This is a genomic window from Acinetobacter sp. BY419 (assembly GCF_019038395.1).
Taxonomy (GTDB): Bacteria; Pseudomonadota; Gammaproteobacteria; order Pseudomonadales; family Moraxellaceae; genus Acinetobacter.
Window position 1 is genome coordinate 54071 of record NZ_JAGFXZ010000012.1, and the last position, 20484, is coordinate 74554.

Genomic DNA, 20484 nt, shown 5'->3' on the forward strand with positions numbered 1-20484 from the left:
CCTTGTACTGCACGAGCAGCACGCGGGTCATTGAAGAGTAGGAATAACTCATGAAGTCTCCCCAGTTTCAGCAGCCAAAGCATCTTTGCGCTGTGCATAAATGCTAAGCAACTCTTGGTGATCAGCTGGAAGTAATTTAGCTGCAGGTATCGCTGGTGCTAGTCGCTCTAAAGTTTCAACTGAATCCATGTCATAGATGCGGTTGATCAGAACCTGCTTCTTCTTTTTGTAGAACAGATCGATAGGGGCACTACCATGTTCAACACTTTCTACTGATGCTTGTTTGCGTGCGGCATTTTCAATTTGATCAATGAAACTTGGTTGCGCAACTTCAGTGACTTCATCTGGAGATAGTTCGGGTTCAGCCTTAGGTGCGTACTGTTCAGGATCCAGCTCAAGAAGCTTGTCTTCAGTCAATTTGCATAGGTGCTGTTGATCTTTTTGATCTAAGTACCCATTGGCCAAAAATACGTGACGGAATGAAAGCACATCTTGGGTCGTGGTAAATTGATCAATCTGGGCAGTGAACTTCTCAACAAGCTTTACCGGATCAGTTTCAACTGAATCTTCTTCGGTTTTTTCTAGTGAAACTTCAGTAGGTGCAGACGATGCTTCTGGTACAACTTTAACAGGCGGAACCACCTCTGGCTCAGGCTGTTTTTCAATACCTGGTACAGCATCACCTAGACCAGCTGGAATGCCGGGCTGCTCAGTATCTTCCTTGGCTTTTCGACTACGACGTTTCTTTTCAGGCTTGTAATGACTTTCTAACGTCAAAGGGTAAGCAATAGTTCGTCCAAGAAGTTTACCAATTGCTTGTAGCTGTAATTCAGCATTCTCCTGATCCATCTGGGCAAAACCATTTTTTACACATTCAACATACTTTCCAGAAAGTGAAGTGAATTGAGTGTGTACCACACAATGAGGGAAAACTAGGAAAATCTCCTGATCCTCCACAACATCATTAAGAGTTAAAGGCTTGGTGAAGGTAATACCAGCCAGCTCCATTGTTTCAACCTTGATGCAGAACTCATAGCCTGGCATAGCGAAAATCGTAGCAGGGAATTGAGACAGGTCATCAAAATCCATTAACTTACCAGCAGCGCGGCACATGATATTTCGGCCAGCCATCATTGCTTCAAAAGCTTCTTTGCTATTTAAAATTTTCATGCGTTCACCATTTCTTTTGCTATTAGTTCGATTTCTTGTTTAACCGCTACCAGTTTGCTGGCTTCAATTTGATTCAGTGCATCAATACCAAGGTGTTCACATATGGTTTTCGCATCCAGACCGCGCTCATCGATAAAGGCTTGAAGCTCGGCCAATTGCTGGTCATCGATACCAAAGAACTCCTCCGGATCTACCCAGGCATTACGTTGTTTGTCGAACTTGCATTTAAGTTCCATTGCTTTACGAACCAGTTCAACACGCATATTTTTGTAATACTGGTGCTTATCATCAATAGATTCGGTGAGCTGATTTAAATCGCTGGCATACTGAGCTTCGGCACAGCTTTGAATCCAGTTCTCTAAATCTTCCTGAGCTTTCATTGTTGCCAATTGTTCAGGTGTCATGGTGTTGATGTGATCCTTAGCCTGCTTAATCAGATCAGCCAGGAAAGACGGATTGGCTTTTAAATCAGGTACCCATACCTCACCAGTTTCACCACCTAGGCCACCTGCATTTTTGGCATGGTGAGTAGGGCATGGTCTAAAGCTGATAACCCGCTCATGTTTACCTTCGCCTGTTTGTACAGTAGTCAGGTAACCCATTACATCTGCAATGCGATATAGCTCATTACGGTTCTTACCCCCCAGATCTGGTCGGTAAATTACCTGGTCACCATTCTGATCTTCTGAAGCATGAGCAATGAAAACCACGTCTTTGCCTGAAGCAATCAGCGTATTTACATATTGCTTAAAAATGTTGTTGGCCAAGCCCTGTGCTTTCAATTTCAAAGAGCCATCTTTCTGTTTATTGGTCGCATTCAGCATTAAATGAGTTTTGATGCTTTCAAGCATTGCACCAACGGTATCAATCACAATCGTCTTGAATGGTTCCAGATCCTGCATGGTCAGATTAGCGACATCGGCCCATTGATTGACCTGAACTACAGCACCGCGACGCAATTCACCAGTACGATGAGAACCCTTGTCAAAGTCGAAAGAAATAGCTTTTTCGCCGGTGAAACCAATCGATGTTTTACCCAAGCCTGGATCTGCATACAGATACACGATGATGGCTTGGACAAGTAGCGGCTGATCCGCTGGAATAATATTAATCGCCATCTCAACGTACTCCTGGCTGACGGTTATTACGCTTAAAGTTCTTATAGTCTTCGGATGCAAAGAAGCCGGTACTTTCCAAAACTTGATGACGCTTGTTTTTACGCATAGCAACACGTGCATTTTCTAGCCCATCTAAAATCCATTTTGGAGTAACTGCTTTATCCATCTTCCTCAATGAGCCATTAGGCTGGATGGAGTAGATGATTGTGTTGCAGAAATAGTCAGCAATAGTCCCAGAGCTTTTGACACGTAGGGCAAAATAACTTGCCCGGGTTTTACCCACTCGATAGATTTCAAGCCCTTCAAAGGTCTTGATGTATTCAGAGAAATAGCGATGAGTTGAGCCAAACTCTACCAGCATTGGAATAACAGGTAGCTCATCTGCTTTGAATTGCAGGAAGCCGGTGTAGAGGTCAACAAAGCTAATTTGAGCTCGATCATTAAGCGGAGACCAGTCATCAGAGCCACATTCACACCAGTAGACTAATTGGCCATTCAAAAGGGCATCAAAAATTTGATCAGCAGAATTTAAAATCATTTCGCACCCCCAACAGCCTTAGCAATCGCTTCCGCCTGATAAGCAGCTTCCTGATCGGCTGCATAGGTAAACATCGCAGCAAGACCAATGAAGATAGATATAAGGAGCAACAAGGCAGAGAAGTTACTCAACCAATGTGGTTTAGGAGTAGGCACTGGATGCTGATACAGCTTTTCAGAAGTCATGCTTGATGGCTTGAATTCCGGCAAGTTGCTTTGAATTGGGTTTTTGTTCATAATGATTTCACTCACAGGTAGTATGTGGGTCACGCTCCAGGTTGTTACAGCAACGCTGGGGCTTTTCTTTATTTGTGAAATAATATTAGCATACTAATATTATCAGTCAATAAGTTTGCTAATATTTTCTTATTTTATTTTTATTTCATGTTTTAATAGACAAAAGAAAACCCACACAGGGTGGGTTATTTGGAGTTTGTTATGGACAAGTCAAATCACTTAAAAATAGAAAGTCTGCTTCATGATCCACGTTCTCATATGGTTAATCGCTTAATCTTTAACGGTGTCACAGATGCAGAAGTGCTGATTAGTGCTACTGATAAGCTATTAAATTTCATCGGAGAAAGCGGATTGTTTGATAAAGCCACACCGGATGAAAGGGCTTTATCAAACTGGCGCAAAGATATGGTTGATCGTTTAATGCATCAAGGTCTTACAGATGCTGAAGTTATAATAAATACCGCAAATCAACTTTATGTTTTTTTGGTTAAGCAATGAATTAAGTGTGATTGATATTTAACTTATTTAAGGTAGGTGAAAATAGTCGGATCTTTTTCAAAGTATAAGATGCTGTACTTATTACCACGTGATTGTAAATAATTCTGAATATCTGCCAATAAATTGGAAGATTCACTTAAATTAAAAATAAATGAATTTAAGCTAATGCGCTCAAAACCAGAAATTTCTCTCCTGTTGAAACTTTTAATTTCCTCATCAGAGATATTGAGACCATTAATTATAAGCAAGGCTTTCATTCTTTTCTCCACCCGATCCAAGAGCCGCGTCGGGTTCGCGTTTTTTATTAATTAGTCTCAGGTGATTTGCTTAGGGCTTTATCCTGATACATTTTTTCATCTGCCTCTATGATAGCTGCTGATAGACCGTATGCTGGATTTCGCATTGCAAGACCAATTGCAGCACTAATGCCAGCTTTTGCAATAGCAGTTTGTATTCTGGTTGCAAGTTTATCCGCATTTACTCGGTTGGTTTCAATACTAAGTACAGCAAACTCATCACCACCTAAACGAGCGGTAATATCATTGCTCCGGACAGTGTTTTTGAGGGTTAAAGCCATTCTTTGAATGAGTTCATCACCTGCAGCATGCCCCAAAGTGTCATTGGTGATCTTGAGGTCATTAAGATCAATCATAAGAATAGCAACAGGGTGACCATATCGCTTACAGCGCTTTTCTTCTAATTCAATGAACTGGTCCCAAGCACGACGGTTAAAAAGGCCAGTCATGGGATCGGACAATGCCTCCATTTCAAACCGTTCAGCTTTACGTATGTACTCAGCGGCTTTTAATTCAGCTTGAATATTATAGCTAAGCACTTGTGCTAGCAGCTCAAATAATGGAGCTTCCTCGACCAGAGTTTTAGATTGAGGTTCAGGATCAATTGCACAGAGAGTGCCAAAAAGGGACCCATCTTCTTTATACAGAGGTTGGCCGATATAGGCTTTAATTGGTACTAGGTGATTTATAGGTGCGTCTACGTAAACTTGAATATCAGGTGAAGAGGGGGCAATGCGGGGCGCATTATTTTGTACCATGTGTGAGCAGAACGAATCTGCCCATCGAAATACTTGTCCTGGCTTAACGTTATAGCCATTATCTTCACTTAGTAACACGATCCAGTCATCACCTTCAGTACGGGTAATCATCCATAACTTAAATCCAAATCGTTGAGATAAGAATTTTAATATAGCTTGGCCAGCTTCTTCGAAATTCTTAAAATTAATATTATTCATTAAGTTAGTCCGTTATTTGTACCAAGAGAGATATGACAAAACATAATTTTTAGGCTACAGCGCCGTATATCGTTATTTTAAACTGATTAGCTCACTAATTATTCAAAAAATTTAATTCACTTTACCTAAAGTTTCTAGAAATTCCATTGGCTAATAAATAGGAATATTACTTCATATAATAAAAAGAAAACCCACTGCTGGAGTGGGCTTTGGATCTTAATCTTATAATTCTTTGGCTTCTATAATTTGTGCCTCTTTATACATAGTATTTAGTTCTTTGGCTCGAACTTTCAAATACACAGGATTATATCCCCACTCGGCTTCCTGTATTAAATTTAGATTTTTTTGATCTAAAGTGTCATTTTCTAGGATTGCTAAGATTTCTTGTTGTGTTTCAATATTTCTTATGCGGATTTTTCTTTTAGCTGAATGTGAAGAGTCAACATTAACTACATGATAGATTCCATCAATACGAACATCTGTCCATTTATTAGGTGATGTTTTCGTTAATTCTTTGGCTGCTTCACCTGAAAGACGAATTTTACCATCATCAAAATCTATACTTTCAGCAGCTTGAGCACTTTTAATTAACGAGTGACTAGCATTTTTAGCTTCTTCTTTTATTGTTTTAACTTGAGGAGCAACTTGAGCAGCTCGCGCTAGAACTTCATTAGTTTCATTAGCTGATCCGTCTGAAAGAAGAGCAACTGTCGCAAGTCTTTCTTGTTTTTCGCTAACATCTTTTTCTAGTGCAATTTCAGCAAGTCTAATTTCTTTCTGGTTTTCAAGGTAATTATTATGAACTTCGTATCCACCGTATAAAAGAATAGTAGATAAAACAAGGATAAAAATATGTTTACTTGTCATTTTACCAACTAATAACCCTAAAAGTTTTTCAAATAACTCCTGGATATTGAGTTCAAAACCAGCAGATCCATCAACAACTTTAACTTCGAGTTCTAATACGTCTTTTTCGTGTTTAGAAAGTTTTAGTATCGAGGCATCATTGTACTTGATTTGAGCATAGGATCGATAGATAGCATTTTGTAAGTCAATAAATCCTTTCATTACTGAAGGGGTTATTGTCTGGTGAAATTTATCACCAGTAAGATGCATAGAGAATTTATTTAAATCCAAAATTTGCAGATCAAAATGATCCAATTCGTCATTGAGCGCTTGCTTTAGTAATTCCAAAGCATCGTTTAAATTATTGATAATATGTGGCTCATGAACAACCTCAACCATATGTATCCCCTTAATTTATAATTAATAAAGCTAAAAAACCAATAAAATATCTGGATCGTATTCTAGACATCTATATAAAACCCAAGCCACATATAGCGGCTTTTTTTATTCAACTAGCCAACAAAAATTGATTGGGTGTTAGAGCGCAGAATACTTTTCCAAAAACTCATCTACCCATCCTTGTGCCACCTCAAGATTGGTTATGTCGGTCAGCTTTAGATTCGTCTCTTCTGCTTCGTTAAAGCCTTCAATAATAGCTTCAAAGATATTTGCTTCACTAATGACCTCACGTGCTATTTCAGCAGCGTCATAGCTTTGTTTGGCTTTCTTAAGCGAAGCTATTTGCTTATCAACCCCTTCACCGATTTTACTTAATGCCAACTTAAACTCTTGACGATTAATCATTAGCGCAGTTTTGGATTTATTAAGTGTTGCGATCATTGCGCTTTCCTCTTCAAGAGTTTTTTGTTTATGGGGTGCTTCTTTATTAAAAGCCGCATATAGCGGCTTTTTTCAGAGTTTATTGGCTAGAAGCGCGCTTAAAGTTTTCATCATTCATGCAATATTCAAGGCTATCTCTAAGAATGCCTACCATTCTATAAATATGTTCCGGCTTTTCTATAAAGATTTGCCCGTTGTTTTGGATCTCCAAGCCAGCGCGCTCAAGTTCGGCTTTGCGCGTTTCGTCAACAGAGACATTAAATTGAATAGTTGGTCGTTTACGATTCACATCATATCTAAACAACCATCTGTTGGTTTTATTTTGGTATAAAACAGAGTAATAGCTTTCTGTATCACGCCCCTCAATTTCAATATCTGGGAAGAGCTCAGTTACGATACGCAGTAAATCTTGCTCATCCTTTGTAGTAATGATTTTCTCATTGTCAGGATGCACAATAAAGTCGGGCTCAGGAGCTTCCAAAACAATCTTAGATTGGTTCTCAACTGGTTTCTGTTCCACTGGTTGAGCAGTAATGATTGTTGGAGATGATAAGCCTTTGACAACGGTATCACTGATAGCCTGCTGTACAGCTTGCTGAACAAAAGGTTGAATTGATTCAAGGAATTTAGTGTTAAGCTGGCGTTGAATGTTTGCCTGCTGTGCAACATACCGAACAAAATCAATATCAACTTCATTGATACTTCTCTTGATCACAGACTTAAATTGTTGGATATATTGATTTTCTTCAGCAAAAAATCTTAATTTTTCCGCATGAAAATTATCATGTTTGAATTCGGCTAACTGTGTTAGATCTTCAGGATCGGCTTTTGTGAAATCAATTGTTAAAAATGGTTTTTCATCCATAACATTGGTGTTTATTAGATCTGTAAAAAATCTCCACTCACGACCATTTGTAATAGCACCAATAGTTACACCTAGGCTGCTGTTAAAATATCTTGATAGTTGTGGTGCATGATTGGTTAGATCTGCAACATAAGGCTTAGCTTCAATAAACATTACAGGCTGACTATTGCAATATAATGCGTAATCTACGCGTTCAGTTGCCTTAACTCCCGGAAAATCAGCTGCAAACTCTGCAAGAACCTTTGTGGGATCATATGGATTAAAACCCAAAATATCCAATAAAGGTAATATTAGCGCTTGCTTCGTGGTCTCTTCCGTTGAGCAATGGACACCCACTTTTTTTACATGCTCGATATGATTTTTTAATTTTTGTACGAAATTATCCATGTTTTTCCCCTCTGGAATATTAGCTTTGCCTTGAATGGCAAGTAGCTTTTAGTTAAATCTTTCTGCATACATTAATGACGTTACTAATTAATTCTTAGTTATCTATAGTGGTTCTAAGATTGAAAATTTTGACTACCATTTTTCTATTCTTGTGATTTGCCATATCCAACCGATTACCTGGAAGTCTTGTGACAATTTCTCTTCAGCACTTAATACTATTTCAGGAAATTCCACAGAGTTATCAGATACTATTCTGACACCTCCAAAAGGAAGGTTATACAAACGCTTAGCGTAATGAAGACCACCAATACAAATTACAAATATTCGACCATCTTTAATTTCTTTACGGCCTATATCTATGTGAATAGTGTCTCCATCCTGAATTGTTGGGGACATTGAATCACCAGTCGCAGTTGCTGCTACAGCATTGTCCTTGCTAATTGACAGATTTCTTAATGTCGTTTTTGGAATACGTAACTTACGCTTTTCATTAGCGATGTGCTCATTTATTGATCCAGATCCACATGCAAAACTAAAGTCCTCAAAGAAAGGGATCTCCACCTCATCATCTTCAAGAGGTGTTTTCTCATCCCATGCAGATACCCTCTGAAATTCCTGATCCTTGATGGATGTGGGGTGTTCACCTGTTTGCAGCCAGTAAGCATCCACGCCTAAAAAATTTGCAATTGCGGGTAAATGAGAAGAGGAATCGACTCTTCCTGTTTCGAGCTGACTTAAAGCGGACTGAGTTATTCCAATTGCTTCAACAACATCTTTTTGAGATTTATTAGCTTTCTTACGAGCCTCTTTTAGTCTGTCCTTAAGCATTACGACGCACCTTGGTGATGAATGTGTTTAGCTTATTAGTGCACTAATATTAAATCAAATTAGAATGCTTATTGAATTAATATTAGAAAACTAATATATTAATAAGGATACTTATATTTTGATGAGAGGATGAGGATGCAAATCCAATATCAAGCCTTAGTTGAGCATTTTGGAAGCCAAAAAGCTGCCGCAAATGCCCTACAGATAAATCAATGCACCATTAGTGGTTATGTCAACGGTAAATGGCAGATGTCTGAAAAAGTTGCTGCTCGTGCTCAAAAAGTCACAGGCGGAAAATTTAAAGCTTCTGATTTATGTTCTTCGCTTAAAGAAATCGAAAAACTATATACCTGAACCAGATCCATAAGCCAATTATCACTCATTGATAAAACAAAATAAACGTGAACAAAAACAGGGATTCACATGATTCTAAAGAAAGAAACAAGAATAGCGATTCACCAGATGATTAATCAATCTGAAGGATTTGATCCAAAGGACATTGCACAAGTCACTGGTGATGCGCACAAGACGATTTGCAACTATGGCAATCCAAATATGGAAAACCATGATCCAAGTCTCAAGAAGTTTGAGGCGATCATGCTTTTGACCCAAAACCCCGTGGTTCTGAAAGTTTGGGCGCATATGCTTGGTTTTGTTCTTATGCCATCAGGTGGAGAAGGTTCACATCGTCAGATGACTATTGTGGAAGCATTACTTCAAATGAACTCTGAAACAGGGAAAGCAAATCAAAAGGTTTATGAAGTTTTAGAAGATGGAATGGTAACACCGCAAGAGTATGCAGAAGCGAGTGAAATTCTTAACCGCATTATTGAAAACGCTAAAGCAGCAGATATGGCTTTAAGCAAACAAATGCATAAATTCACACAAAATGAAAAAGCCTGACGGTCGAGGTCAGGCTTGTTCGATTCATTAATCATGGAACCAATGAATATGAGATCAAATTTAGCACAACATCAAGGTTCTTTCAAATGTGAAGCGACTACAACAGATCAAGTAAATCGATGCTTGCTTGAGGAAGTTGAAGCACATGAATTTGAACTGGGCTTGGCTCCTGATGCTGCATACGTCAAACCAGTTGGTTCGAGCAGAGTGATGGCTGAAGCCGGCGAAAATAGGGACGGGGAATGATATGAGCTTAGATGCTTCAAACTGGGCTTGGAGAGTGGAACTGAGCGAAAAGAAAGGTGGTTGTCGTATACCACTGAAACGCCTCATTCTGCTTTCATTAGCTGATCGTGCTGGTGAAGATCATTGCTGCTACCCGAGTATGCAACGTCTGGAAAAAGATACAGGCCTTGAACGTAAAACCGTACTGAAGATCATTGCTGAACTATTGGAAGACGAGTTAATTGCAGATACAGGTGAGCGCAAAGGTTCTACAAAGCGCGTAAAGGTCTATCGACTGATTGGAGTGAATGGTCGGGAAAGAGTGCCAAAAACGGAACTATTACAGGATAAAAATTTGTCTGAAATAGTACCGGAAACGGAACAGTACCAAAAACGGAATGATTCCGTTAACGGGACTTTGAATAGTGCCAATAACGGGACTTTGAATAGTGCCGTTAACGGGACACAGAATCTCCCAATGAATCTCCCATTAGAATCTAAAAATAAAAAAGGGTGGCTTTGCTTTAAAAAACTTCGTGAGGAAATATTTTTGGCAGATCCCGATTTGGATTTTGAGATGCTCATGAATTCAACCTGGGCTGAACGTGAGAAACGTGCGTTCGAAATCTACAACGCTGAAAAAATTCTTTGTGATGAACTCATGAATTTTCATTTTGCAGACTGGTTGATCAATGCCTACCGAACCAAGTATTCAAAAACTGGTGTAGACACAAATGCAAAATCTTCTGCAGAACCAAAATACCTGACTGAAAAACAGATTCAAACCTTTGCTCAGAAACTTGCAAACCATCCGGAGTTCGCAGGCAAGTATGCAGAACCTGGTGAGTCCTATGAAAAACTTGCTGCTCGTATTGCAGTGAAACTCGAGAAACCTGAACAGGCCAAGAAATGGGAAAGCTACCTGAAACAGGTTGGATTTAACGGTTTACTAAGAGGAGACGCAGCTTGATTGAAGCAGATCGAACCTACATGCACCTGATGATCTTCAAGATTCTGTCATCCACCAAAGGGCGTGTATCTGTAAAACAGATCCATAAAGCGATTGAACCCAATATGGGAATTTCTATCCGAAGCTTGCAGCGCTATTTGAATGGACTGGTGACTTGGGGATTAGTGGCCAAAGATGGGGAGACACCACAAGGATTCACTTTGACGGCAACAGCAAAATTACTCTTCTTGGATTTAGCAAAAGGAATTGAGCATTGAAAGCTTATTCAATCGCTGAATACAAGAAAATGGTAAAAGCTATCAGACCGAAAGGGCGCTCGAAACGCCCTAAGGTTAAAAGTGAAAAGGTATCGAATGAGTTTGAAGCGAAGCTGGCCAAAGAACTTAAAGCTTTGAAAATTGAGTTCCAACAAGAATTCGAGTTTCACCAGGCACGGAAGTGGAGAGCTGATTTTCACTTGGTGGGTAAAAAGATATTGGTTGAGGTGGAAGGCGGGATCTGGAATGGAGGAAGGCACACAAGGGGTAAAGGCTACCTTGGGGACATGGAAAAGTATAACGCAGCAACAATAATGGGTTTTCAGGTAATACGGTTTAGTACGGATCAAGTGAAGTCAGGTCACGCGATCCAGCAGATAGAGAAGATGGTAGGGGATTTGGGATGAATGCAGCGGTGAAAGCAGAAGTAATGGATTGGGCGAAATTTACTGTTGAAGAGTGGCTTAAGCAGTATGGGGCATACATCCAGATATCACGTATGAAGTCAGGTAATGAACCAGATTCCCTAAGAGTCAATCAGATCTACTGGCTGATCTGTGAAAATAACAAAGGGATTGCACCACGTAAGGATCAAGTCATTTGTCAAATTAATGATTTTGAAGCTGAACAGGTGCGGAAGTTGATTGTTGATTTTAATAAGTCGAGTTCGGTTTGTGAGTCAGGTAAGCGTGCGGTTCAATTATTTGTAGAGCGTAATGTACGTGGACTATCTGACCGCAGAATGGAAGATGAGTTTAAATTGGGTCGAAATGTTCTGCGAAATATGATCTATGCGGGTAAGTTTTACTTGGCTGGACATGATAAGCGATTAAGAATCGAATAGTATTTGACTGGCATGCCACGATATGGCATATTTCGTTTATAGTGCACGAAGTATGTAAGTTGCACAGTTAAGAAGCTCGCCAAATGGCGAGCTTTTTTAATATTGTAGATGGTATAGTGGGTTACTAATTTAGTAATTTGTTTTATGTCAGATTTTTATAAATACCGATACACTCAAATAAGTATATTTGGCTCATTACCAACCCACAAAGTACTTGTAAGTAACGTTTCTAATAAAGCAAAATTGGTATTTGCCGATAATACTTTTATATATGGCTCAATTTCTGATTGGAGGTTACGTAATTCAGATTTTGATTCTCGAGCATCAACATGGTTAGAAGAGCCAACGGCTTTTTTAGAAGATGAGAGAAGAAGATTGAAGCTTTATCAGGCTTCTCATCTATTGTTTAAGACTGAGCCGATGATGGGTTAAGGTGCTTAATTAATTTAATTTTTTCTGTAAATTATTTTATTTCTAATAAAGTTTGCTTTGATGCTGCTTATGACGTATAAAGCTTACTCGTTGATGCGGGATGGAGCAGTCTGGTAGCTCGTCGGGCTCATAACCCGAAGGTCGTTGGTTCAAATCCAGCTCCCGCTACCAACGAAAAAGATTCAAAGTTTATAACCCAGTCTACCCAGGCTGGGTTTTTTTATTGTTTTTTTAAACGACTAAAATACAAAAGAGATTTTTATGACCTCAGATATTCATCCATTGTTCTTGTCTATAGTTCTCGTTTGATTAAGAAAGATATAGATAACCTACGCCAGACTTTTCAGGAAATTTTTCTATAATACTGTTAGAGACGAAGTGCAAAAGCTCATCGAAAGGTGGGCTTTTTTATTGCCCGTAAAAAGGCGGCCTATACCTACTGGAGTGCTGACCAGTGGAACATGCCATCGAGTAAACTTCCTTCGGGAATCTAGACCAGGGAGTAGCGTCCCGGCCTAAAAAGGATTGAAAGCAAGTCAAGCAGACCGTGCATGTTAGGTGTGTGTGATTGTGAGTAGCGTCTAGCTCCGCGGAGAGGGCTTTTTAATAGGTATATTCTTAAAAATACTTTATAAATAAATGTATAAAGGTAATGAACTGGTAATGACTTAAGAATCCAGCTATCCTTTTGACGTTGTCAACTTTGGTGACACATTTACCCAAATCAGCGCAAATGATAGGGGGAGCCCACATTGTCTCTCATGATGTGGGCTTTTTATTGCATAAATAAAACAATATTTCACTATTGTATAAAAAATAATCTCAGCTAGAATGGTTCCAAAGATTCTATCGCTGTAGTTTCTTTCCAATTTCTGCCTCCTTTCACCAAAGGAGGTTTTTTTTTGGATAATTAATCTGGAATTTATTGCAAATGATTCTCAATAATATTTAATGTATAATGAATAATATAAATCAACAGATATAGAAAAATAGATGTACTTATAAGCCTGCGTCTTCCCCAAGAAACAGGCTTTTTTTTGACCGAAAATTCGCCAAACATACTTGGCAAACAAAGCCCCTCGCAGAAATGTTGAGGGGTTATTCTTTTCTTATTGGTGGTGAATATGGACATCCTAGAAGCAAGACGGAATGATGCGATAATCCTCATAGCTATACTTTACCTTCAACCCTTAATGTTGAGTGATAAATGTAAGATATTGATTGATAATATATAATTTTATAAAATTTACTCAATATTAAATATAATATTCTCTTTATCATATTTTGCAGAATATGCTACTACCGACTCAGAATAATTTTTCTTATCCTTGTCCGTATAATTAATAGTTATTGAGTCTTCCGTATCTGAATACTGTATTTCATACTGATATGAAGCATTTGGCGTTAAATCACCAATGGCATCGACTCTTTTTGAAGTTGTGTATTTGAAGTTGACATTATAAACAGGGGTTTCAGTTTTGTTGTGGACGGTGATCGTTCCCCGATCTTTGTTTCCAGGTGAGCAAGCCACTAGCAGTATTATACTTGCCACACCTAAAAAAATGTTTTTAATGAAAGTCATAGTCACTTCCCCCTATAAATACTAAAAATGCTTTATATCATTATGAAAGCTTAATAATCCAAATCAGAATGCCACTTTTACGCTGGTACAACTCATGTGTCATTCATTGTCATTCTATAAGAAAGAATGTCGGAATGTTTGAAGGAAGTTAAATAGCCGAATTAAAAGATATAAGTATAGTAATAATTAGTGTATTAACATTGTTGATATGGCTAGGCTCATATACGCCGTCTTAGGTATGATCCTGCTTTTATATGATAAAGACAGAAGCTTATGAAAATTATCCAGAATTTATCTTTACTTATAGCTGCAGTTACATTGACGGCGTGTGCAAATAATCCTGAACAGATGCCTTCTCATCAACCAAATACGATGACTAGCTGTGTAGCAGAGGAAGCAACAAAACTTGTTGGGCAAACTGGCTTATCTGAAGCAACTATTAAAGCCAAGACTAAGGCTGAAATTGTACGCATGGTAGCGCCTGGTCAACCGGTAACTTTAGATTACCGTTTAGAAAGAGTCACAGTAGTAACTGACCCACAAACTAAAATTATCGTTCAGGCATCTTGTGGCTAATGGCTCAAGACTAAGTATAAAACCATCTTCGGATGGTTTTTTATTAGGTGATGTTAATGGATATAGACCTCTATAAATGCTTAACCGCCAAAGCTCCAATTAAAAAGAAACCACGCACCAGACCACTACCTAAAGCTGGTGAGAAATACCTAGAAGTCTTCGATCGATTGAAAGAAATCCTTGTTCGGATGGAAATCAAATATGAAGAATACTTTCATTTTAAAAGTACAAAGCACTGGCGTTTTGATTTGCACCTTATCGAATATCGATACCTCATAGAAATCGCTGGCGGTCCTTGGTCGGGTGGCCGTAAAGGTAAACTGGCAACCAAAGCTTGGAGCATAGATCGCTATGATCACGCTGAAGAAATGGGTTATCGATATCAGCGTTTTGAAATTAATGATATCAACATGGGCCGAGCTACTAAGTGGCTGAGAAATTTAAAGGCATCACATGGAACAATTCAGACCATTCCCACCGACGGATCTGATTGATCAGGCCGAGGAAGAAGAAGCCATTCGCTTAGCACCAGCACCAGAGCTTAAAGAATGGGTTGTGAATAACTGGCTAACTTTAGGTGGTGAACTACATAACCCAGATCATGACCATATTGCTGAACTACTCCATGACAATGAAGAGTTTCTTGCATTCGCCTGGGCTTCATCTGCCGCCGTAGCGAAAAAACGTATGGTGCTGGGTCAATGTGAAAAGGTCATGTTTAACCAGGGTGGCTGGAAGAAAGCACGTCAGGAACAACAGATGCGAGACTGGTTTGGCTTTGTACCTCAATACCTTATTACTGTAGATGCCACATTCTGTGAACAAGCCTCAGATCGTGAGTTCTGCCGTTTAATAGAGCATGAGCTGTATCACATCGGTGTTGAGCGGGATGAAGATGGCGAAATCATTTATAGCGATATGACTGGACTGCCTAAGCATTACCTGGCTGGCCATGATGTCGAAGTGTTCTTTGGTGAGGCCAGACGATGGGGTGCAGACGAATCTGTTAAACGGCTTTTGGAAATCGCCAAGAATGCGCCGTTTGTATCGGAGGCAAGTATGGCGGCATGCTGTGGGAACTGTGTGATTGGTTAGAGCTGAAAAGGCTCATTTTTTTTGCCTGTCTTGCTATACGTAGCTATACAAAGAGGTGTTTATGGCAGCACTAAAAGAGCCTGTAAAAATCTTTATCGTTCAGTCTCTTGCTTGCTTTGAAACCCCTCAACAAGTAGTGGAAGCTGTAAAGCAAGATTTTAAGATTGAAATTACTAGGCAGCAGGTTGCACTTTACGATCCAACCAAGGTGGCTGGGCGTAACTTAAGTAAAAAACTGAAGGAACTGTTTGAGCGCACTCGTAAGGACTTCCGAGAGAATATTGAAGATATTGCAATTGCTAACAAGGCTTTTCGTTTACGTGAACTTCAAAAAATGTATGAAGACTCTGGACGAAATAAGCGTGCAAAGCAAAATCTACTGAAGCAAGCCTTTCAAGAGACAGATGGGCGTGTGACCAAGCAGGAAATCACTGGTAAAGACGGTAAGCCGATAGAAACCATTAATCAGAATGTACCTACGGATAGCTACCTGAAAGCACGGGAGCGAGTTCTAAATGAATACTGACCCAGCACGGGAATTAGCGATTCAGCTTGAAGCTCAAGAAGATCTATATTTCTTTTCGCGTTTTATGTTTAAGGAACGGCGCAAGTACAAGTGGCTGCATAACTGGCACCATCGTGTGGTATGTGATGCACTTATGAAGGTGTATCGCGGTGAAACCAAAAGGCTGATTATTAATATTCCGCCTCGGTATTCCAAAACAGAATTAGCAGTGATTAATTTCATGGCCTGGTGTTTTGGTAAAGCACCTGATAGTGAATTTATTCATGTCAGCTACTCAGCCAAGCTTGCAGCAAATAATGCCTTTCAGACACGAAATCTGGTGCAAGAAGCAGCCTACAAACGTGTATTTCCTGACTTTCAACTACGTGATGATAGTAAGGCTAAAGACGATTGGAGAACCTCTAAAGGTGGGGTGTGTTATTCGCAAGGTACAGGCGGTACGATCACAGGCTATGGTGCGGGAAAGCTTCGAAATACTTTTGGTGGGGCTGTCATTATTGATGACCCGCATAAAGCGAGTGAAGCCCGCTCCGATACGATCCGTAAGGGTGTAATTGAGTGGTTTCAAGATACGCTCGAATCTCGCACCAACTCACCAGATACACCCATCATTGTCATTATGCAGCGTTTGCATGAGGAAGATTTGGCAGGCTGGCTACTTGACGGTGGTAATGGTGAGGAATGGGAGCACTTATGTCTTTCAGCGATTCAGCCGGATGGATCAGCACTATGGCCAGCTAAACATAGCATTGAAACGCTTGAACGAATGGAATTAGCTGCGTCTTATGTGTTTGCAGGCCAATATCGTCAGAGACCATCACCACCAGCCGGTGGTTTTTTTAAACCTGACAATATTGAAATTGTGGATGCATTGCCTGCGGATATTACCCACCAAGTACGTGCATGGGATTTAGCATCTTCTGAAAATGAAGGTGACTTCACAGCAGGTGTACGGGAGGCCAAAAGCCGAGATGGTTATATCTATATCGTCGATGTACAGCATGCACAGCTAGGTCCCGACGGCGTTGAAAAACGTATCAAACAAACTGCCGAGATGGATGGTAAATCAGTTGCCATTCGCTTACCTCAAGATCCCGGACAAGCCGGTAAAGCTCAAGCAAAAAACTTCATTACTAAGTTATCTGGTTTCAATGTAAAAGCTGAAACAGTGTCAGGTGACAAGATTACCCGTGCTCAGCCTTTTGCAGCCCAGGTCAACGTAGGAAACGTAAAAATGCTTCGCGGTGACTGGAATAAAGCATTCATTGAGGAATTGCGAAACTTTCCGAATGGTAAACATGATGACCAGGTGGATGCTGGTAGTGATGCATTTAATGAGTTGAACGAAGCAAGAGTTGGTAAAAAACCATCTGGCGCGGGTACTCGAACCTATTGATAAGGAAAAAACATGGCAAAGTCTAAAAAGGACAAAGCGTCAAAGAAGGCTTTGTCTTACGGTAATTTATACACTCAAGAAGCAGTCACTCAGTTTTTGGTGAACTTTGGCAAGCAACCGGATACGGATGAAGTACTTCGCAAAGCAGGCATTACTCGTCACAGATTGCGTGTACTGCTTGATGATGACGAGATTGCACAAGCCACAGAAACCCGTGTAGATGCACTGTTAGCAACGCCGTTGAGAGTTGAGCCGAGTGATACCAAAGAAGCCGAGATGTTGAATCTGGTATTGAAAGAATGGTTTCATGAAATTGCTAGCGGTGCCATGAATGCGCTGTTCTTTGGTTACTCAGTCCAAGAAGCAGTATATGAGCTAAAGCCAGAAGGTTATATCGGTTTGCAGTGGATTGGTGAAAAGCCAATGCAGTGGTTTGAGCCTAAGAATGATGGCCGATTAATTTATCGACCAGAAGGCATTGGTGCCGAGCATGAAGTAGACCAGGTATTCAAATTCTTTTTAACGCGCCGTAAAGCTACTTATGAGCAGCCATATGGAAAGGCGCTATTGGCCACATTGTATTGGCTATTCTTCTTCAAGCAAAACGGTTTCAAATTCTGGGCTAAATTCCTGGAACGTTTTGGGACCCCGATCTTACTCGGTAAGTGCAAAGACACTGAAACTGATGATATGAGTAGGGCGTTATTAAATGCTCATGCTCAAAGTGTCTTATCAATTGATATAGAGGATGATGTACAAATCCTTTCAGCACCAGGAACAAATGGATCTGCAGGTGCAGCTTTTGAATCATTCAATGATCAGCTAATTCGACAGATTCAGAAGGTCGTATTAGGGCAGACGCTCACCAGTGGTACCGATGGAACTGGTAGCCGTGCATTAGGACAGGTACATGAAAATGTACGGATGGACAAATTAAAATCTGATATTCGATTGGTGACTCCGACCTTACAAGCAGTGGTTGATGCTTTGTGTACCTTGAATCAGTGGGGTGAATACAAGGTCATGCTTGGTGAAAAGCCAAAACCGCTTAATAAGGACCAAGCAGAGCGTGATGTTCATCTTAAGAATGCGGGTGCAAATCTGTCTAAAGAATATTTTGTTCGTGAGTATGGGCTACAAGAAGGGGATTTGAATGAGCCGGTGCCTACTAGCTTCACTCAATTTACTGCTTTACCTCACCAGGCATTCAACTTTAAAGCATCAGCCAACAAGCTCTCGCCAGAACAGCAGGAAGTTGAAGAGCTGACTGATGATCAAGGTGAATTGCAGTTACTGAAACCGGATCAAATCAAGGAATTGGTATTCAAGTCTGATAGTCCTGAAAGTCTGGCTTATAACCTGATGCAATTACTACCTGGTGCAACTCAGACTCAGTTCACAGCTAATCTGGATCAGGCTTTGTATGCTGCAGATGTGTTGGGATATGTGACCGCTCAAAATGGGAAGTAAGCTATGCAACCAGTCACATTCCTTGAAGCGCTTCGGTACGCTCACAGTAAAAAGATCGTGCTACCTGATGAGTTCTATTCGATGGACCTAAAGACCCGACAGATGGCAACTACGGTTAGTTTTCTATCGAGTCTTGAGCAAATTGAAACAGTTATTAAGGCGGTGAATAAATCCATTGCCGACGGCGGTACCTTTAAAGATTTCCAGAAGCTGATCGAAGAATCTGAAATAATTCTGCCAAAGCACTACTTGGACAATGTGTTTCGTACCAATATTCAGAGTGCTTACGGTCATGGTCGGTGGCAACAACAGCAACGGAATAAGGCTAAGCGATCTTATCTGATGTATTCGGCGATCAATGATAGCCGGGTGCGTCCGGCACATTTGGCTTTGAATCGGATTGTGTTGCCGATTGATCACCCATTTTGGCTGACACATTACCCGCCGCTGGGGTTTCGTTGTCGTTGCACCGTGATTGTCTTAACTGAGAAGCAGGCACTGAAATACGGCATTACACCTGATGATAAGTTGCCGGAAGTGGCCGAGGCTTTGGATTGGAGTTCTCATCCATTACAGTTTGGTGAACTTGAATCACTGGTGGATAAAAAGATCAGTACTTCGTCCTTGGATAAAGAGTATTTGCTTGAGCAAAAAGAGATCATCAGGGCAGAATGGACGGCGAGTAAAAAGCTCACCAGTCTATTTGCTCCGATGGATGATAAAACTCGAGATCTATTCGATACGGTGGCCAATACAGTGATTCCACTAGATCCAAGTATCCGGCCAAGTGCAATCCGCACCTTTCTGGACTATGTTCAGGGTAATGATTCAGCGCTGACTGGCTACTTAAACTCTACTCCAAGCTCTCTGGCTGATGACGTACTTAAGCGCTGGCTGAGTATCGATATGGCAGTAATTCAAGCTGTGGCAAGCAATGCAGCTTCAACCGTGGTGGGTGCTGCGACACTTCAACAGGTAGCTGCATATCAGGTAGGGCAGACAATCCAGTTTAATGCGCCGTTGCTGATGGCTGAAAGTGCTGGGGACATCGTGATTAAGATTGAGAATGCTAAAGGTCTCGGTATCGATCTGGATATGTTGAATGCCGGTAATGGTGTTTTATTTCCAATTGGACTGTCGTTTGAGGTTGTTTCGATTAAAGCGGTTGAAGGGCAGATGGTTTACACATTAAAAGCATTGGTGAATTAAATGAAGCTTATTTTAAAAAATGGCATGAGTGTCCTGTATAAAAATGGCATGTCATTAACTGGATTGAATATCGACTCAATTGTTGCGGAATCAAAAGAGGATCGAGCAAATCTTCTAATGCTTTTGATGGGTGCTTTAAAAGTAGATGAAGGCGGTTGTCATCAATTAGGTCGTGGTTTCGGCTCAAATGCTCTAGCGATAAATCCCGATGTATCAAATGGAAGTCGAGCGCTAGGCAATGATGCTTCTGTGGGCACCGACTTAAAATCCAACTACTCATTAGAAGAGAAGTTGCGAATTATTGATACATTGGCTTCTGCTCTTAAAAATGAGAACTCAGTGTTCTATGATCACACCAAAGAAACTGAAGAAAAACTCTTGGCATTAATTCGAAGTATTTAAAAACACAATCATTCAAGAC

At 40.3% G+C, this 20484-nt stretch carries 28 protein-coding genes and 1 tRNA gene; 18 read left to right on the forward strand and 11 right to left on the reverse strand.

Annotation, left to right across the window (positions count from 1 at the left end):
• Window positions 1–48: 48 nt before the first annotated feature.
• The 4 genes from KUG37_RS06575 to KUG37_RS06590 are packed head-to-tail and all read right to left on the reverse strand — an operon-like array spanning window position 49 to window position 3062.
• Window positions 49–1170 carry a hypothetical protein gene (locus KUG37_RS06575; RefSeq protein ID WP_216936187.1) on the reverse strand — a complete coding sequence of 374 codons (1122 nt, stop codon included), beginning with the start codon at window positions 1168–1170 and terminating at the stop codon, window positions 49–51.
• Window positions 1167–2288, reverse strand: coding sequence for an ATP-binding protein (locus tag KUG37_RS06580; RefSeq protein ID WP_216936189.1), 1122 nt, complete (start codon window positions 2286–2288; stop codon window positions 1167–1169). The genes KUG37_RS06575 and KUG37_RS06580 overlap by 4 nt, the downstream gene beginning before the upstream one ends.
• 1 nt (window position 2289) lies before the next feature.
• Window positions 2290–2826, reverse strand: coding sequence for a hypothetical protein (locus KUG37_RS06585; RefSeq protein WP_216936191.1), 537 nt, complete (start codon window positions 2824–2826; stop codon window positions 2290–2292).
• Window positions 2823–3062 carry a hypothetical protein gene (locus KUG37_RS06590; protein WP_216936193.1) on the reverse strand — a complete coding sequence of 80 codons (240 nt, stop codon included), beginning with the start codon at window positions 3060–3062 and terminating at the stop codon, window positions 2823–2825. The genes KUG37_RS06585 and KUG37_RS06590 overlap by 4 nt, the downstream gene beginning before the upstream one ends.
• Before the next feature lie 201 nt (window positions 3063–3263).
• Here KUG37_RS06590 and KUG37_RS06595 point away from each other — a divergent pair, with 201 nt between their 5' ends.
• Window positions 3264–3560, forward strand: a complete 297-nt coding sequence (locus KUG37_RS06595; RefSeq protein WP_216936195.1) for a hypothetical protein — start codon at window positions 3264–3266, stop codon at window positions 3558–3560.
• A 23-nt stretch (window positions 3561–3583) separates the two neighbouring features.
• Here the strand turns inward: KUG37_RS06595 and KUG37_RS06600 are convergent, their stop codons facing one another.
• The 6 genes from KUG37_RS06600 to KUG37_RS06625 all read right to left on the reverse strand — a co-directional run bounded on the left by KUG37_RS06600 (window position 3584) and on the right by KUG37_RS06625 (window position 8578).
• The gene (locus KUG37_RS06600) at window positions 3584–3817 is read right to left on the reverse strand and encodes a hypothetical protein (protein WP_180011278.1); all 234 of its coding nucleotides are present in this window, start codon (window positions 3815–3817) and stop codon (window positions 3584–3586) included.
• Between the two features lie 47 nt (window positions 3818–3864).
• The gene (locus KUG37_RS06605) at window positions 3865–4812 is read right to left on the reverse strand and encodes a sensor domain-containing diguanylate cyclase (RefSeq protein ID WP_216936197.1); all 948 of its coding nucleotides are present in this window, start codon (window positions 4810–4812) and stop codon (window positions 3865–3867) included.
• Window positions 4813–5034: 222 nt separating this feature from the next.
• Window positions 5035–6057, reverse strand: a complete 1023-nt coding sequence (locus KUG37_RS06610; protein WP_216936199.1) for a hypothetical protein — start codon at window positions 6055–6057, stop codon at window positions 5035–5037.
• A gap of 138 nt (window positions 6058–6195) precedes the next feature.
• Window positions 6196–6498, reverse strand: coding sequence for a hypothetical protein (locus KUG37_RS06615; protein WP_216936201.1), 303 nt, complete (start codon window positions 6496–6498; stop codon window positions 6196–6198).
• A gap of 79 nt (window positions 6499–6577) precedes the next feature.
• Window positions 6578–7750, reverse strand: a complete 1173-nt coding sequence (locus KUG37_RS06620) for a type I restriction endonuclease (RefSeq protein WP_216936203.1) — start codon at window positions 7748–7750, stop codon at window positions 6578–6580.
• 132 nt (window positions 7751–7882) lie between these two features.
• Window positions 7883–8578 carry a helix-turn-helix transcriptional regulator gene (locus KUG37_RS06625; RefSeq protein WP_216936205.1) on the reverse strand — a complete coding sequence of 232 codons (696 nt, stop codon included), beginning with the start codon at window positions 8576–8578 and terminating at the stop codon, window positions 7883–7885.
• A gap of 135 nt (window positions 8579–8713) precedes the next feature.
• Between KUG37_RS06625 and KUG37_RS06630 the strand changes: the two genes are divergently transcribed.
• The 9 genes from KUG37_RS06630 to KUG37_RS06670 all read left to right on the forward strand — a co-directional run bounded on the left by KUG37_RS06630 (window position 8714) and on the right by KUG37_RS06670 (window position 12380).
• Window positions 8714–8932 (forward strand): helix-turn-helix domain-containing protein, encoded by a 219-nt coding sequence (locus tag KUG37_RS06630; RefSeq protein WP_216936207.1) that lies wholly within the window; start codon window positions 8714–8716, stop codon window positions 8930–8932.
• Window positions 8933–9001: 69 nt separating this feature from the next.
• Window positions 9002–9481, forward strand: a complete 480-nt coding sequence (locus KUG37_RS06635; protein WP_216936208.1) for a phage regulatory CII family protein — start codon at window positions 9002–9004, stop codon at window positions 9479–9481.
• Between the two features lie 48 nt (window positions 9482–9529).
• On the forward strand, window positions 9530–9727 hold the full coding sequence (locus tag KUG37_RS06640) for a hypothetical protein (protein WP_216936211.1): 198 nt from the start codon (window positions 9530–9532) through the stop codon (window positions 9725–9727).
• Window position 9728: 1 nt separating this feature from the next.
• Window positions 9729–10676 (forward strand): helix-turn-helix domain-containing protein, encoded by a 948-nt coding sequence (locus KUG37_RS06645; protein WP_216936213.1) that lies wholly within the window; start codon window positions 9729–9731, stop codon window positions 10674–10676.
• Window positions 10673–10933: a hypothetical protein gene (locus KUG37_RS06650; protein ID WP_216936215.1), complete on the forward strand. Its 261-nt coding sequence runs from the start codon at window positions 10673–10675 to the stop codon at window positions 10931–10933. The genes KUG37_RS06645 and KUG37_RS06650 overlap by 4 nt, the downstream gene beginning before the upstream one ends.
• Window positions 10930–11340, forward strand: coding sequence for a DUF559 domain-containing protein (locus KUG37_RS06655; RefSeq protein ID WP_216936217.1), 411 nt, complete (start codon window positions 10930–10932; stop codon window positions 11338–11340). The genes KUG37_RS06650 and KUG37_RS06655 overlap by 4 nt, the downstream gene beginning before the upstream one ends.
• Window positions 11337–11777 carry a hypothetical protein gene (locus KUG37_RS06660; RefSeq protein ID WP_216936219.1) on the forward strand — a complete coding sequence of 147 codons (441 nt, stop codon included), beginning with the start codon at window positions 11337–11339 and terminating at the stop codon, window positions 11775–11777. The genes KUG37_RS06655 and KUG37_RS06660 overlap by 4 nt, the downstream gene beginning before the upstream one ends.
• Window positions 11778–11921: 144 nt before the next feature.
• Window positions 11922–12209, forward strand: a complete 288-nt coding sequence (locus tag KUG37_RS06665) for a hypothetical protein (RefSeq protein ID WP_216936221.1) — start codon at window positions 11922–11924, stop codon at window positions 12207–12209.
• A gap of 94 nt (window positions 12210–12303) precedes the next feature.
• A tRNA-Met gene (locus tag KUG37_RS06670) sits at window positions 12304–12380 on the forward strand.
• 1075 nt (window positions 12381–13455) lie between these two features.
• Here the strand turns inward: KUG37_RS06670 and KUG37_RS06675 are convergent.
• Window positions 13456–13791 (reverse strand): hypothetical protein, encoded by a 336-nt coding sequence (locus KUG37_RS06675; protein WP_216936223.1) that lies wholly within the window; start codon window positions 13789–13791, stop codon window positions 13456–13458.
• Between the two features lie 279 nt (window positions 13792–14070).
• Between KUG37_RS06675 and KUG37_RS06680 the strand changes: the two genes are divergently transcribed.
• The 8 genes from KUG37_RS06680 to KUG37_RS06715 all read left to right on the forward strand — a co-directional run bounded on the left by KUG37_RS06680 (window position 14071) and on the right by KUG37_RS06715 (window position 20465).
• Window positions 14071–14367 (forward strand): I78 family peptidase inhibitor, encoded by a 297-nt coding sequence (locus tag KUG37_RS06680; RefSeq protein WP_367947476.1) that lies wholly within the window; start codon window positions 14071–14073, stop codon window positions 14365–14367.
• A gap of 56 nt (window positions 14368–14423) precedes the next feature.
• On the forward strand, window positions 14424–14861 hold the full coding sequence (locus tag KUG37_RS06685) for a hypothetical protein (protein WP_216936227.1): 438 nt from the start codon (window positions 14424–14426) through the stop codon (window positions 14859–14861).
• The gene (locus KUG37_RS06690) at window positions 14821–15462 is read left to right on the forward strand and encodes a putative metallopeptidase (protein WP_216936229.1); all 642 of its coding nucleotides are present in this window, start codon (window positions 14821–14823) and stop codon (window positions 15460–15462) included. Before KUG37_RS06685 ends, KUG37_RS06690 begins: the two co-directional genes overlap by 41 nt.
• Window positions 15463–15523: 61 nt before the next feature.
• Window positions 15524–15988, forward strand: coding sequence for a DUF2280 domain-containing protein (locus KUG37_RS06695; protein WP_216936247.1), 465 nt, complete (start codon window positions 15524–15526; stop codon window positions 15986–15988).
• Window positions 15978–17384, forward strand: coding sequence for a phage terminase large subunit (gene terL / locus KUG37_RS06700; protein ID WP_216936249.1), 1407 nt, complete (start codon window positions 15978–15980; stop codon window positions 17382–17384). The genes KUG37_RS06695 and terL overlap by 11 nt, the downstream gene beginning before the upstream one ends.
• 12 nt (window positions 17385–17396) lie before the next feature.
• Window positions 17397–18854, forward strand: coding sequence for a DUF935 family protein (locus tag KUG37_RS06705; RefSeq protein ID WP_216936252.1), 1458 nt, complete (start codon window positions 17397–17399; stop codon window positions 18852–18854).
• A gap of 3 nt (window positions 18855–18857) precedes the next feature.
• Window positions 18858–20063 (forward strand): phage minor head protein, encoded by a 1206-nt coding sequence (locus KUG37_RS06710; protein ID WP_216936254.1) that lies wholly within the window; start codon window positions 18858–18860, stop codon window positions 20061–20063.
• Entirely contained in the window at window positions 20064–20465 is a 402-nt protein-coding gene (locus tag KUG37_RS06715) for a hypothetical protein (protein ID WP_216936256.1), read from the forward strand.
• Window positions 20466–20484: the final 19 nt, after the last annotated feature.